Source organism: Aquihabitans sp. McL0605 (assembly GCF_049993875.1).
Lineage (GTDB): Bacteria > Actinomycetota > Acidimicrobiia > Acidimicrobiales > Iamiaceae > Aquihabitans.
This window is the reverse complement of the sequence record NZ_CP188252.1, coordinates 2,824,448-2,837,105: the sequence shown is the minus strand read 5'-3', so window position 1 is coordinate 2,837,105 and position 12,658 is coordinate 2,824,448. Positions and strand designations below refer to the sequence as shown.

10 protein-coding genes are annotated in these 12,658 nt (G+C 72.8%); 4 read left to right on the top strand and 6 right to left on the bottom strand.

Annotated features, from left to right (window positions below; translation table 11 throughout):
• The first annotated feature begins 62 nt into the window (after positions 1–62).
• Positions 63–2,486 carry a flippase-like domain-containing protein gene (locus ACPPVX_RS13225; protein WP_426571025.1) on the top strand — a complete coding sequence of 808 codons (2,424 nt, stop codon included), beginning with the start codon at positions 63–65 and terminating at the stop codon, positions 2,484–2,486.
• A 97-nt stretch (positions 2,487–2,583) separates the two neighbouring features.
• Complete coding sequence (locus ACPPVX_RS13220; protein ID WP_426571024.1) at positions 2,584–4,320, top strand: SulP family inorganic anion transporter; 1,737 nt, start codon at positions 2,584–2,586, stop codon at positions 4,318–4,320.
• Between the two features lie 10 nt (positions 4,321–4,330).
• Here ACPPVX_RS13220 and ACPPVX_RS13215 read toward each other — a convergent pair whose 3' ends face one another.
• The 4 genes from ACPPVX_RS13215 to ACPPVX_RS13200 form a co-directional block, all read right to left on the bottom strand.
• Positions 4,331–5,797 (bottom strand): hypothetical protein, encoded by a 1,467-nt coding sequence (locus tag ACPPVX_RS13215; RefSeq protein ID WP_426571023.1) that lies wholly within the window; start codon positions 5,795–5,797, stop codon positions 4,331–4,333.
• A 123-nt stretch (positions 5,798–5,920) separates the two neighbouring features.
• The gene (locus ACPPVX_RS13210; RefSeq protein WP_426571022.1) at positions 5,921–6,211 is read right to left on the bottom strand and encodes a UBP-type zinc finger domain-containing protein; all 291 of its coding nucleotides are present in this window, start codon (positions 6,209–6,211) and stop codon (positions 5,921–5,923) included.
• A 77-nt stretch (positions 6,212–6,288) separates the two neighbouring features.
• On the bottom strand, positions 6,289–7,293 hold the full coding sequence (locus ACPPVX_RS13205; protein WP_426575036.1) for a DoxX family protein: 1,005 nt from the start codon (positions 7,291–7,293) through the stop codon (positions 6,289–6,291).
• 61 nt (positions 7,294–7,354) lie between these two features.
• Positions 7,355–8,437, bottom strand: a complete 1,083-nt coding sequence (locus ACPPVX_RS13200) for a hypothetical protein (RefSeq protein ID WP_426571021.1) — start codon at positions 8,435–8,437, stop codon at positions 7,355–7,357.
• 148 nt (positions 8,438–8,585) lie between these two features.
• On the opposite strand from ACPPVX_RS13200, the gene ACPPVX_RS13195 reads away from it, so the two are divergent.
• Both ACPPVX_RS13195 and ACPPVX_RS13190 read left to right on the top strand, forming a co-directional pair.
• Positions 8,586–9,119 carry an RNA polymerase sigma factor gene (locus ACPPVX_RS13195; protein WP_426571020.1) on the top strand — a complete coding sequence of 178 codons (534 nt, stop codon included), beginning with the start codon at positions 8,586–8,588 and terminating at the stop codon, positions 9,117–9,119.
• A complete protein-coding gene (locus ACPPVX_RS13190; RefSeq protein ID WP_426571019.1) occupies positions 9,112–10,257 on the top strand; it encodes a hypothetical protein in 1,146 nt (381 codons plus the stop codon). The genes ACPPVX_RS13195 and ACPPVX_RS13190 overlap by 8 nt, the downstream gene beginning before the upstream one ends.
• A gap of 430 nt (positions 10,258–10,687) precedes the next feature.
• Here the strand turns inward: ACPPVX_RS13190 and ACPPVX_RS13185 are convergent, their stop codons facing one another.
• Both ACPPVX_RS13185 and ACPPVX_RS13180 read right to left on the bottom strand, forming a co-directional pair.
• Positions 10,688–10,930, bottom strand: a complete 243-nt coding sequence (locus ACPPVX_RS13185) for a hypothetical protein (protein WP_426571018.1) — start codon at positions 10,928–10,930, stop codon at positions 10,688–10,690.
• Between the two features lie 189 nt (positions 10,931–11,119).
• Positions 11,120–12,535, bottom strand: coding sequence for a TetR/AcrR family transcriptional regulator (locus ACPPVX_RS13180; RefSeq protein ID WP_426571017.1), 1,416 nt, complete (start codon positions 12,533–12,535; stop codon positions 11,120–11,122).
• Between the last annotated feature and the right edge of the window lie 123 nt (positions 12,536–12,658).

Here is a 12,658-nt window from a genome sequence, read left to right as displayed (position 1 = left end):
CGATTGCCGCAGGTGGGTGACCGGCAGCGGCCAACATCAAGGGTGATGCACGGGGACCTGCGATGAGCGTGCCAGCGGTCGACGCGCTGAGCGGCGCGTCGATGTGGTCGCGGCCGCGGCGGCTGCGGCTGTACTCGTCGGTCCGGCACCGGCCGCGCGCCCGACGGGCCACCGACGTGCTGCTGCTGGTGTCGGCTGCGCTCGGCATCGCCGCGCTCGTCTCATCGGCCGAGCCCCCCACGCAGTTCGAGCAGGCGCTCATCGACCTGGCCAACAGCCTGCCCAGCTTCCTCGATGTGGTCTGGGACGTCCTGGCCGGAGCGCTGCTGATCTGGGCGGGGCTGCTGCTCGTCCTCTCGCTGGCCCGTTGGCGCATCGACATCAGCAGGGACCTGGTGCTCTCGTCGCTGACCGCGGCGATCGTGGCGACGGCGGTCGACCGGCTCGCGCTCGACAGCGGCCACGAGAGCACCTGGTCGTCGCTCGTGTCGACGGGCCCGCCGGCCGACGCGGTGTCGGTGCGGATGGCGGTCGTCGTGGCCGCCACGGTGGTGGCTTCGCCGCACATCACCCGCCCGTTCCGCGCGCTCAGCCGCTGGCTCGTCGTGTTCGGTGCCACCAGCCTGGTGATCCTGGACGCCACCACGCCCACGGGTGCGCTCATCGGGATCCTGTGCGGCACCGCCAGCGCGGCGGCGTTCCACCTCCTGCTCGGCTCGGCCGGAGGCGAGCCCTCGCTCAGCGAGGTGGCCGATGCCCTGGCCGAGCTGGAGATCGAGACGGGGGAGCTCTCCGAGGCCCACCGCCAGACCGCGGGGGTGTTCCTCGTCGACACCACCAGCAGCACCGGCGAGCCCCTGCTCGTCAAGGTGTACGGGCGCGACGCGTGGGACTCCCAGCTCCTGGCCAAGGGCTGGCGCGCCCTCTGGTACCGCGACACCGACGCCCTCACCCTCACCCGCCTCCAGCAGGCCGAGCACGAGGCCTTCGTCACCCTGCTCGCCGCCCGCGACGGCGTCCCCGTCGACCACGTGGTCAAGGCCGGCCGCAGCGCCAGCAACGACGCGCTCATCGTGCTGCGCCGTGCCGGTGCGGCCATGCCCGACCTGTCCGGGCGCGACGACCGGGCCCAGATCCTCGGCCAGGTCTGGGACACGGTCATCGGGCTGCAGGCCTGCGGGATCGCCCACCGGGACCTGGCGCCTGGCCGCTTCCGCTTCGAGGGCGGCCGAGTGGCGCTCAGTGGCTTCGAGGGCGCCACCGTCTCCCCCACCGGCGACCAGCGCCACAGCGACCTGGCCCAGCTGCTCGTCACCTCGGCCCTCCTCGTCGGCATCGACGAGGCCGTCGCCACAGCCCGGGAACGGCTCGGCGCCGAGGGGATCGAGGCGGTCATCCCGTACCTCCAGATCGCCGCGCTCGGCCCGCAGCTGCGCAACGAGGTCCGGGCCGCCGACCTCGACCTCGACGACGTGCGCTCGGCCGCGGCGGCCGCCGCCGAGGTCGATGAGCCATCGCTCGCCAAGCTGCGCCGGGTGTCGCGCTCGACGCTCCTGCAGGCGGCGCTGCTGTCGGCCGCCGCCTACTTCTTGATCAGCTCGCTGTCGGGCATCGACTTCGCGCAGGTCTGGGACCAGATGCAGGGGGCGGTCTGGTGGATCCTCGTGGTGGCCCTGTTCTTCGGGCAGACCCCGCGGTTCTCCCAGGCCGAATCCACCCGGGGGGCGTGCCCGCGGCCGGTCGCGTACGGGCCGCTGGTGCTGCTGCAGTTCAGCATCTCGTTCATCAACCTGGTCCTGCCGTCGACCGCCGCCCGGGTCGCGGTGAACGTCCGGTTCTTCCAGAAGCAGGGCATCCCGCCCGCGTCGGCCGTGTCGATCGGCGTGATCGACAGCGTCGGCGGGTTCGTGGTCCAGCTGATCATCCTGGCCAGCGTGTTCCTGTTCGGGCTGGGCGACATCCACCTCGAGCTGCCGGCCGACAGCACGTTCGGCCACGGCAACCTCCTCACCGTGCTGGCCGCCATCGCCGCCGCGGTGCTGCTCGCGGTGCTGGTCGGGCTGGCCTTCAAGAGCGTGCGGCACCGGATCGCCGAGCGGGTGCGGCCCTGGATCCACGAGGTGCGCGAGACGGTGGGGAGCCTGCGCTCGCCCACCAAGGTGGCCCAGGTGATCGGCGGCAACCTCGGCGCCGAGCTCCTGTTCGCCAGCACCCTGGCGATGGTGCTGGCCGCGTTCCACTCGCCGGTCCCGCTGGGCACCCTGCTCGTCATCAACGTGTGCGTGTCGCTGTTCGCCGGGCTCATGCCGGTGCCGGGCGGCATCGGTGTCACCGAGGGAGCGCTCATCACCGGCCTGAGCGCGGCAGGGGTCGATCAGGCCACCGCCTTCGCCGCCACCATCTGCTACCGGATGATCACGTTCTACCTGCCGCCCATCTGGGGCGCGGCGTGCTTCCACCGGCTCGAGCGCGCCGGCTACCTGTAGCCCGCTCCGACCCCGGGCGACGACAGGCACGCGAGACTGCGACCGTGCCCGCCGACCCGAGCAAGGACGGACCGGCGATCCCGCCGAGGAGGATGCGGTGAAGGGCGAGGGGCCCCTCGCGTCCGCGTGGGCGGCGGTGCGATCGGTCGCCCCGGAGCGCGCCACGCTCCGCGACGACGCGCTCGCCGGCCTGTCGGGCGCCATCGGCGCCGTGCCCGACGGCATGTCGGGCGCGGTCCTGGCCGGCGTCAACCCGGTCCACGGGCTCTACGCCAGCTTCGCCGGGCGCATCAGCGGCGGCCTCACCACCAGCTCGCGCCTGATGGTCGTCACCACCACGGGCGCCGCCGCCCTCGCCGCCGGGTCTGCGCTCCGCAACGTCGACAGCGCCGACCGGCCCGGCGCGCTCTTCCTCCTCACGGCCATCTCCGGCATCGCGCTGGTCGCCGCCGGGATCCTGCGGTTCGGGCGCTTCACGCGCTTCGTCCCGCACTCGGTGATGATCGGCTTCCTCAGCGGGGTGGCGGTCAACATCGCGTGCGGACAGCTCCCCAACCTCACCGGGGTCGACGCCTCGGGCGCCAACGCCGTGTCGAAGGCGCTCTACGTGGTGACCCATCCCGGCCAGATCGACGGCCCCTCCCTCATCACCGGGCTCGCGGCGCTGGCGATCGTGAGCGTGCTGGCCCGCACCCGCCTGTCGACCCTCGGTGCCCTGCTCGCGCTGATCATCCCGAGCGTGTTCGTCGCCGCCGTCTGGTCGAGCAAGGTCTTCCTGGTCTCCGACGAGGGATCGATCCCCACCGGCCTGCCCCTGCCGGCCCTCCCGCACCTGCGGTACTTCACGTTCGACCTGCTCACGGGCGCGTTCGCCGTCGCGGCCCTGGTGCTGGTGCAGGGGGCCGGGGTCAGCGAGTCGGTCCCCAACCTCGACGGCTCGCCGTCCGACGCCGACCGGGACCTCCGGGCGCAGGGCATCGGCAACCTGGTGGCCAGCGCCCTCAGCGGCCAGCCCGTGGGCGGCTCCGTCGGGCAGACCGCGCTGAACCGGGCGGCAGGGGCGAAGTCGCGCTGGGGCGGGATCTTCTCGGGCATCTGGCTCGTCGCCATCTTGCTGGTGCTGTCGGAGGCGGTCGGCCACGTGGCCACGCCCACCCTGGCGGCCGTGCTGATCTTCGCCGCCGCTGGCGCGCTGCGCCCTCGAGAGGCCGAAGCCATCTTCCACACCAGCTCCACGTCGACCGTGGCGATGATCACCACGTTCATCGCCACCCTGCTCCTGCCCGTGGCGGCCGCGGTGGGCATCGGCCTGGCGCTCTCGCTCATGATGCAGCTCAACCAGGAGGCGCTCGACCTCCGCGTAGTGCAGCTCGAGCTCCTCGACGACGGGCGCTTCCGCGAGCACCCGGCCGGCGACGCGCTGCCCTCCCACGAGGTCACCGTGCTCGACGTCTACGGCTCGCTGCTCTACGCCGGCTCCCGCACCCTCCAGGCCAAGCTGCCCGACCCGTCGCTGGCCGACCGGCCGGTGGTGGTGCTGCGCCTCCGCGGCCGCACCGCGCTCGGTGCCACCTTCTTCGTCGTGGTCTCGGGCTACGCCGCCAAGCTGGCCGAGCGCGGCGGCAAGCTCTACATCAGCGGCGCCGACCCGCACCTGATCGAGCAGATGCACCGCAACGGCAAGATCGCGGTCGAGGGCCCCGTGGCGGTGTACGAGGCGGGCGAGGTGATCGGCGACTCCACGGTCCTGGCGGCAACCGACGCCCGCACCTGGTTGATCGAGCAGGGCCCGCACCCGGAAGGGCCCGAGCCGGGCGACGCCGACGAGGCCTGACGCCGGTTGGCTACCCGGCCACGGCGTCGGGGGTGGGCGGGGCCACCGGGCCGTCGGCGTCGGGATCGGGGCCCTCGTCACCGGGCCCACCGCCATCCTCGAGGGCCGCACCGCGGGTGGCGAGCTGCGCCACGAGCACCTCCCAGCCGGCGACCACCAGCAGGATCAGGAAGAACGTGAGCCACGTGAGGTTCACGAACCAGAGCAGCAGCACGCCGACCACCGCCCCCGCGATGCGCAGGGCGTCGAGGTTGTGCAGCACCCAGAGGAGGGTCTGGTCGTCCTGGGCCCGGCCGCTGACCGCCGTGGTGGCCGAGCCGAACGCCCGGGCGATGGTGCTGCGGATCGACACCATCCAGCCGTAGGGGCCGGTGACGATGGCGATGAACGCGATGATCCCGATCACCCAGAGGGCCACCTCGGCGCCGTGCGTGAGCGGGTTGGCGAAGGTGCTGACCACCACCGTGGCCGCCGGTCTGTTCACCGCCACCTTCACCACGTGGGTGACGTCGTCCTGGAGCATGAAGACCGCCCGCCGCACGAGGATGCACACCGCCGCGGCCACACCCGCCAGCTGCAGCAGCGTGCGGCGCCGGCGCACCGAGACCGCCAGCGCCCCCACGAACGAGAGCACCACGAGGATGGTCGACAGCACCACGACCTTGTCGAAGACCTTGACCACCTGTTGGGCGGTGCTGAGCTTCCCCTGGTCGTAGACGGTGATCTGGCCGAAGTTGGGGCCGAGGTCGACGCCGAGCGCATCGCCGAGCCGCTGCCGGGCCTGGTCGGGGACGTCGTCGACGGTGATCTTGGGGAGCTTGGCGTCGCTGCCCACCAGCCCGGGGGCGGCCTTCAGGATCTCGGCCAGGACCTCGTCGATGAGCGGGATCAGGTTGAGCGTGATCTTGTCGCCGTCGGCCGTCACCGCGGGGGCGTCGCCGCGCAGGGTCTTGATGGCGGCATCGTGGGCCCGGGTGGCCGCCACGGTCCACAACCGGACGAACGCGTCCGACGCGTAGAACTCGTCGACCTTCTCGGCCACGAACTGCTCGACCGCCGCGCTCAGCGGGACCGCCAAGATCTGCGCCCGCTCGGGCAGGGCCTCCTTGAACAGGTCCTGGGGCTTCACCGCCTTCATCAGCTGATCGGTGGTGTAGGCGGCGAGGGCTGCCTGCACGTCGGGGTCCTCGCCCAGCGGGACCACGCGCTCGCTCCACACATCGCTGTTGAGCGTGTTGCGGTGGAGCCAGATGCCCACGCCCGACGCGAGGAACGTGATGCCGAACACGACGACCAGGACCACCGCGATGATCTTGCGGGTGCGGTGCTTGCTCACCTTCTGGTGCGACAGCTGCTCCACCTGCTGGGCCAGCGCGTCGCGCTCGGCGAGCAGCTCCGCCACATCGGGCGGGCCCGCCTCGACCGGAGGCGCGACGCCTTCGGGATTGGTGGCGTCCTCGGGTCCATCTGCGTCCATGGGTCGTCCTGAGCGTCTCGGGGTGGAGGGACGTCACCCGTCGTGGGGCGATGACCTGGTGGCCGAACCGTAGCTCTGGACTCGCAGTCGGTGAGGGAAGCGGTGGTCACCCGCTCCAGTGGCTCAGGAGTGCGAGGGCGACGAACCGCCGCCCGTCTCGAACATCAGCTCGTCGGCGTAGCACCACCACCACTCCTCCCCCGGCTCGTACGAGCGGATGAGCGGGTGGCTGGTCTCGTGCCAGTGGGCGGTGGCGTGCTTGTTGGGCGAGCTGTCGCAGCACCCGACGTGGCCGCACTCCTGGCACATGCGCAGGTGGACCCAGCGGCCGCCGGTGCGCAGGCAGTCCTCGCACCCGTCGGCCGACGGGCTCACATCGGCCACCGTGTCGAGGTGGCTGCAGTCCTTGGCCATGGGTTCGTCCTTCGTCCGAGGGGGTCCGGGTGGCCGTCACGGTACGGCAGGGCGCCGCCGATCGGCGCGTGGGCCGCTCAGGAGCCGGCGGGGAGGGCGTCGGCGACCCGCTGGCCCAGGGCCTGGGCCTTGGGCGTGAGCTCGGCCGCCCGCTCGCTGGCGAACTCGCTGGCATGGTCCACCGCCGCCTGCACCTTCGGGGTCAGCTCGACGGCGAGGTCGCTCGCCCGCTCGGCCGCGGCCTGGATCTTGGGACCGAGGTCGGCGGCGCGATCGCTGGCCCGGTCGGCGGCGGCCTGGATCTTGGGGCTCAGCTCGCCCGCGAGCTCGCGGGCGTACTCGAGGGCGGCCTGCACCACCGGGACCAGGTCGGATGCGGTGTCGGCCACGGCGTGGCCGGCAACGGCCGCACCCCGGCCGGCCACGGCGGCACCGGCCTTGGCCGCGCCGGCGGCCACCACGGCGTCGCGGTGGGCATCGTGGCGGGCGTGACGGGCCCGCCACGCCAGGTCGGGTGCGCCCCCGGTGTCGACGGCAGCCAGGATCAGGCCGCCCAGGAGGCTGAGGTTCTTGGCGAACTGGAGCTGCTGGGCTCGACGAGCGTCACCCTCGAGCTCCCAGAACCGGTGGCCGGCGAAGGTGGTCGGCACCAAGGTGGCCGCCAGGACGGCGGAGGCCACGCGGGGCACCCGGCCGAAGGCGAGCAGCAGACCGGCCCCAACCTGGACGGCACCGTTGGCGCGCACGTACGTCTCGTCCTCGAACGGCAGCCCCCGACCGGCCGCCACCTGGTGGACCGCGTCGCTCGTCTGGTGGGCGGCCGACGACACCCGCTCCACCACCGGCTCGCTGCCGTCGAAGGGCGAGGCCTCGATCGTGGCGTCGACGGCGCTCGCAGCAGCGTCGGCGGTGCGGCCGGCCGCCACCGCCACCTTCTGGGCCACGGGAGCCGCCGCGTCGCTCACGAGGTCGATCACGGGTTCGGCCGCCTTCACCTTGGCCGAGGGGCGGCGGACGGCGTCGATCCCACCGGCGATGAAGATCGAGGAGAGCAGGGGCCTGGCGATGCGACGGATGATCATGGCCACCCGGTTCCCGTTCCGGCCGACCGCTAACCCTCCGATCGTCTCGGGCCGGTTCCGATCAATCGAGCCCGGCGTGCTCAGGGCGCAGCGGGGCCAGGGTGGCCCCGCGCCGCCGTCGGCGCCCCGACCACATCGCGGGCACCGCGTCGATGTGCTCCGCCAGCCCGTACGCGGGCACCTCGTAGTTGACCCGCCACCCCTGGAAGTCGGCGACCGCTTCGTCCTCGGGCTGCTCCAGGACCATGCCGGCGGCGACCAGGTGGGCGAAGGCCGCCCGGATGTCGGCGTCGGTCAGGTCGCTGACGGCCTCGTCGGCCGACGGCGCCGGAGGCACGCCCACCGCTTCGGCGATGTCCTGCATGCTGCGGTACCCGACGCGCAGGAGCCGGCGGGCCGACAGGGGCGCGGTGTCGGGGCAGGCGGCGAGGTGCAGCGCGGCGGCGTCGAGGACGGCGAGGAAGGCGATGACCCACGACCGGGTCGGCTTCGGCGAGCGGAAGTAGATGAGCGACTTGTAGGCGGCGTGGCTCTCGCTCAGGTCGGCCGCCCACTCCATCCACCGCACGTACAGCAGGTCCATGCCGTCGAGGCCGCCGATGAGCGAGAAGCGGGCCAAGATCTCGGGCCCCCAGGCGGGCGAGCCGCCCAACGAGTCGAGGATGGTGACCTGGACCTCGCGGCGGTTGTAGGCGCTGTAGAGCGTGGGCAGGTAGGCGATCTGCAGGGCAACCACCACCAGTCCGGTGGCCGCGCCGATGAACACGAAGCCGAGCGGCACCACGTGGTTCGGGATGGCCACGCCGAGCGTCAGCAGCGACGACCCGGCCACCAGGAACGCCTCCTCGAGGTCGCCGTGGGCGAACGGCAGCATCACGAGCGTCAGCGCCGCGAGGAGCAGGACGAGCCACACCACGAGCAGCGTCATCAAGAACACCGGACCGCTGAGCGCCCACACCCGATCGCGCCGCTCCCACTGCTGGAACCGGTCGGCGATGTACTGGAAGGTCGACTGGACCGAGCTCGCCACGGCCGCGGTGATCCTCGACTTGGTCCCGCGCGGGACGACGGTGGTCTCCACCACGCTGGAGACGGTGGCGATCCAGCCCACCACCCCGAGGACGAACGCGACCCACGAGAGCATCCGCAATGCCTACCCGCTCCCGAGGCCCGTTCCCACCGGATCCCAGCCCGAGCGGTCTCGCCGCCTTCGGTGGCCGAGGGGAATTCCTCGATCGTGTAAAGGGAACTGCCCTGTCCAGGCTCTACCTGTTCAGGCTCTACTTGTACCCGTGAGCGACGAGGGCGGGTTCGAGGATTGGTACGGGCGGGAGCACGCCCGACTCGTCACCTCGCTCACCATGGTCACGGGCGACCGGGACCAAGCCGAAGACATCGCGGCCGAGGCGTTCGCTCGCTGCCTCGAACGGTGGGACAGCGAGCGGCAACCCACCAACCCATCCGCATGGACCTACACCGTGGCCATCAACCTCCTTCGCCGCCGCTGGCGGTACCGGCAGCGTGAGTCGGCGTTCCTGGCCGCCGGCGGAGCACCCGTGCCCGAGGAGATCGACGACCCGGCGATCGAGCTCTGGCGGGCGGTGGGGAGCCTGTCGAAGCGGGCCCGCATGGCGGTCGCCCTGCGCTACATCGGCGGGCTGACCGAGCGGGAGGTCGCCGACGCCATGAGCATCGCGCCCGGCACCGTCGCCGCCACGCTGTCGAGGGCCCGCGCCGACCTCGCCGACCGGCTCCGGAGCGAGGGCCTCGATCCGGTCCAGCCCGCGCCTTCCGCACCTGACGACGGGAGGCCCTCGGATGGATGACGACGCCCTCTCCTCTGCGTTCGACCGGATCGCCGCGGCCGACCGCTCGCAGGCACCGAGCATCGAGGCGCTCCGGCGACGCAGCCGCCGGCGGCACCGGCGGCGCGCGATCCAGGCCTCGGTCCTGGTGGTGACGGTGCTCGGCATCGGCGCCTCGGTCGTGGCGCTGACCCGCTCCACCGGCCAGCACGTGGTGCAGGTCGCCGGCCCCGGTGGCGGAGGCCGCTCGTCCGTCGCCCCCGATCCCGACCGGGTGTTCACCGTGGGGGCCGTCCCACCGTCGCTGGCGTACCAGTCGTGCGTCGGCGGGGCCTCCGAGGCCGACCCCGACGGGATCGGCGTCATCACCTGCACGTACGACGACCCGGCCACGCCCAACGTCGACGGGCTGCGCATCACCCGGGTCATCGGCGGGGCCACCGCGGCCGCCACGAGGGCGTGGGGCTCCGGTGACGGGCTCCGAGCCGCCACCGCGTCGGGCGGGGCCGACGCCACCACCGACCCGCACCTCGTCACGATCAGCGACAAGACCGTGCTGCAGCTCGGCTCGCCCGGCCACGGCGAGACCAGCATCAGCCCGGTCGAGCAGGCCGCACCCGCCTACCGCCTGCTGGTCGGCACCGACCTCGTCGACCTCGGGACCCAGGGCCTCTCGCTGGCCGACGTGGACACCGTCGTCGCCGGCCTGACCGACGCGGCCCCTCGGCCCGAGGTGAAGGCCGCCCTCGTCGCCCTGCCCCGTGGATCGGTCGCGCTGGTGCAGGGGGCTCGGCCCTCGTGGATCCTGACCACCTCGGCCCGCAGCGCCCCTACCCCGTTCGGGGGCACCACCACGGGGGCGCTGCTCCTCGCCCCCTCCACCACGACGCCGGTCGACATCGCCGTCACCACCGGCATCGACGCCGGCCCCATCGTCGACGTGCTCCGAGCCCTCGGCGACACCCACCTCGCCGACGCCCGGATCGGCGGCCGGCCGGCCGTGGTGATCGATGCCGGCGGCCAACTGCCCAGGTCGGTCCCCGGCCCCCGGTCCGGGCCCCAGGTCCTCATCGCCACCGGCGATCGCCGGCTGGTGCGCGTCGGCGGCACCGGTGCACCGATCGCCTCGCTCCGGAGCCTGGCCGAGGCCCTGCTCTAGACCTCCGACCAGGGCCGGAGGAATTTTCACCACGCGTGTAAAGAGATCAGGGCCGCCGAGGCTCTTACTGGCTGTGCGAGCGACCTGTCGCTTCGCACCCGTCACCAGGCGGCGGACCGAGGACGGTGTGGGTGGCTGGATCTCCGCCACCTGCACCGTCCGCCGGTCCTCCGGGCGCGATCGGCCCCGGGGCGCGAACGAGGTCTCCACCCGCGCTCACCAAGCGGCGGATCTCAGGAGCGCCGGTGGAGACCCATGTCCGATCGTACCGGCGAACACCCGATCCGTGAAGGGGCAAACCTGGCGCGACCGCGGCCGGGCGCGGGCTCGCGGGAACCGAGCGACCGCTCCCCTCGCCCCGCCGACCAGGGCCCGGGCGGCGCCAGCCAGAGCGCCGGCACTCCAGTGGTGCCGGCGCTCGCCCCTGGGTTCAGTACGTGCTGGGCCGCTTGGCGGCCGAGGGCCGCGCCTCGTCGTAGCGGAGCAGGATGTCGTGCTCCATCTGAGCGACCACATCGGGCGACGGCCTCTCGAGCAGGAAGTGCTCCGCGGCACCCGCCGCTTCGACGTGGCGATCGGCGGTGAGCCACCCGAGCGCCTGGCGGCTCGATCCCACCATCCGGTGGAAGTTCGGGTGCCGGTGCAGTGGCATCGGGGTGTCTGGAAGTTCCATCCCAGCTCCTGACGTGGTGCGGTCCGGAGGGATGCCACCATGTTCCGCCTGCACGTCGGACCGGTCAAGGCCGCCGACCTGCAGTCCTGCACGAGGCGGCGGGACGCAGGCCCCAGGCCGAACGCGGCCCGAGCCCACCGAGCCCGCCAGGAGCCCGTCCGCCCAAGGGGTCCGACAGGCGTCGAACCGTCAGTCGGGCCGGAGCCCCGGCAGGCCGGGCGCCGCCCCCGCGCTCGCCGCCGTGTCGGGGCGCTCCCGCAGCGAGATGCTGCAGGTGAGGTGGTACACGATCAGCCCCAGCATCGGGGCTTCGGCTCCTCGGAAGGGCACGGTCCGCGCCAGGAGGCTCGGGTGGAGCCCGACCAGCCGCTGCAACCCGGCCACCTGTTCGAAGACCAGCTGGGTGTACTCCTCGATCGGTACCTCCGGGAGACGGAACCAGCCGGCCATGGCCAGCATCGCCAGGCAGAGCACCTGCACCGAGTCCCGCCAATCGTCGAGCGCGCCGGCCAGGGCGGTCCGTGCCTCTGGGTCGATCGCCGGCAGCGTGCACGCGAAGGCCGAGGTGGGCAGGTAGCGGGTGCCGCAGTCCACCGCGGCCTGGAAACAGGAGGCGAGCAGGTGGGCGAAGGTCTCGTAGGGCGCCTCGAGGCCGAGGCGCAGGGCCTCCATCACCACCTCCTCGGTGTCCAGCCGAGTCCGCTCGAGGATGGCGACGGTGAGCTCGGCGTTGAAGGACGCCGCTGACGGCCACAGCTGGTAGAGGCGTCGGTCGGAGATGCCGAGACGGCGGGCCAGGCGCGCGATGTCGACCAGCCGCTGGGGTGCGGGGAAGCCCGGATCACCGAAGCTCGACCGAAGGACGCACTCCTCCACGGCCTGGAAGATCCGCTGCTTCACCTCGGGCACGTCGGCGAACGGCAAGGTGATCACTGGCGCCGCCTTCGCCGGCGGCCCGTCCCCGGCTGGCTCCGCGCCGACGGTCAGCGATGCGACCAGCCGGCTGCACGCGGCCACCAGACCGGGGACCGACTCGGCGAGCCACGCCTCCGGGACGATGCCGTGACGCATCGCGACCAGCAGGAACCGACCGTTGACGAGCCCGGTGATGGCGACCGCCAACAGCTCGGATGATGCCTCTGGTCCGGGGGCCCTTCCATGGGCCGCCAGGTGAGCCTCGAGCCACGTGGCGAACGCGGCCAGCCACTGCTCCTCCCATGCCTCGGCTCCCGCCCGAGCCGTGGACGTGCTCGGCCACGAGACGATGACCGACAGGCACGGGACCCCGAGCGCGTCCACCGGCTGGCCCAGCGCGGTCTCGAGGGCGAGCTCGAACGAGGTGGAGGGGTCGGTGTCGAGGAGCCGGCGGCACCAACCCATCGATTGGGTGACGGTGGACCAGACCAGGTCCTCGTTGAGCTCGCTGGCGGTGTCCCAGCGCCGGTAGATCGTCGACCGGGTGACCCCAGCGGCATGCGCCACGCCACCGATGGTGAGACCGATCCCGGTCTCCGCCGGGCCCCAGTCGTCGAGCGCAGCGAGCGCTTCATCGACGTACTCGCTCGGCGTGCGCCGGCCGCCGCCCAGCAGTCTCGGGTCGGTCATGTGAACGCTCCATCGACCGCTCCACCAGCGCCACGGATCCGGCCGCGTGCGACGCGAGCTGAACCTCCGGGTTCGGGCAACGCACCTTGTCGGATCACGTCGATCCTCGTCATCGTGACGTGG

Coding starts and splice junctions, on each gene's coding strand:
- ACPPVX_RS13215 (WP_426571023.1), bottom strand. CDS start 5,797: ATGGACGCAGATGGACCCGAGGACGCCACCAATCCCGAAGGCGTCGCG.
- ACPPVX_RS13205 (WP_426575036.1), bottom strand. CDS start 7,293: ATGATCATCCGTCGCATCGCCAGGCCCCTGCTCTCCTCGATCTTCATC.
- ACPPVX_RS13200 (WP_426571021.1), bottom strand. CDS start 8,437: ATGCTCTCGTGGGTCGCGTTCGTCCTCGGGGTGGTGGGCTGGATCGCC.
- ACPPVX_RS13225 (WP_426571025.1), top strand. CDS start 63: ATGAGCGTGCCAGCGGTCGACGCGCTGAGCGGCGCGTCGATGTGGTCG.
- ACPPVX_RS13190 (WP_426571019.1), top strand. CDS start 9,112: ATGGATGACGACGCCCTCTCCTCTGCGTTCGACCGGATCGCCGCGGCC.
- ACPPVX_RS13210 (WP_426571022.1), bottom strand. CDS start 6,211: ATGGCCAAGGACTGCAGCCACCTCGACACGGTGGCCGATGTGAGCCCG.
- ACPPVX_RS13185 (WP_426571018.1), bottom strand. CDS start 10,930: ATGGAACTTCCAGACACCCCGATGCCACTGCACCGGCACCCGAACTTC.
- ACPPVX_RS13180 (WP_426571017.1), bottom strand. CDS start 12,535: ATGACCGACCCGAGACTGCTGGGCGGCGGCCGGCGCACGCCGAGCGAG.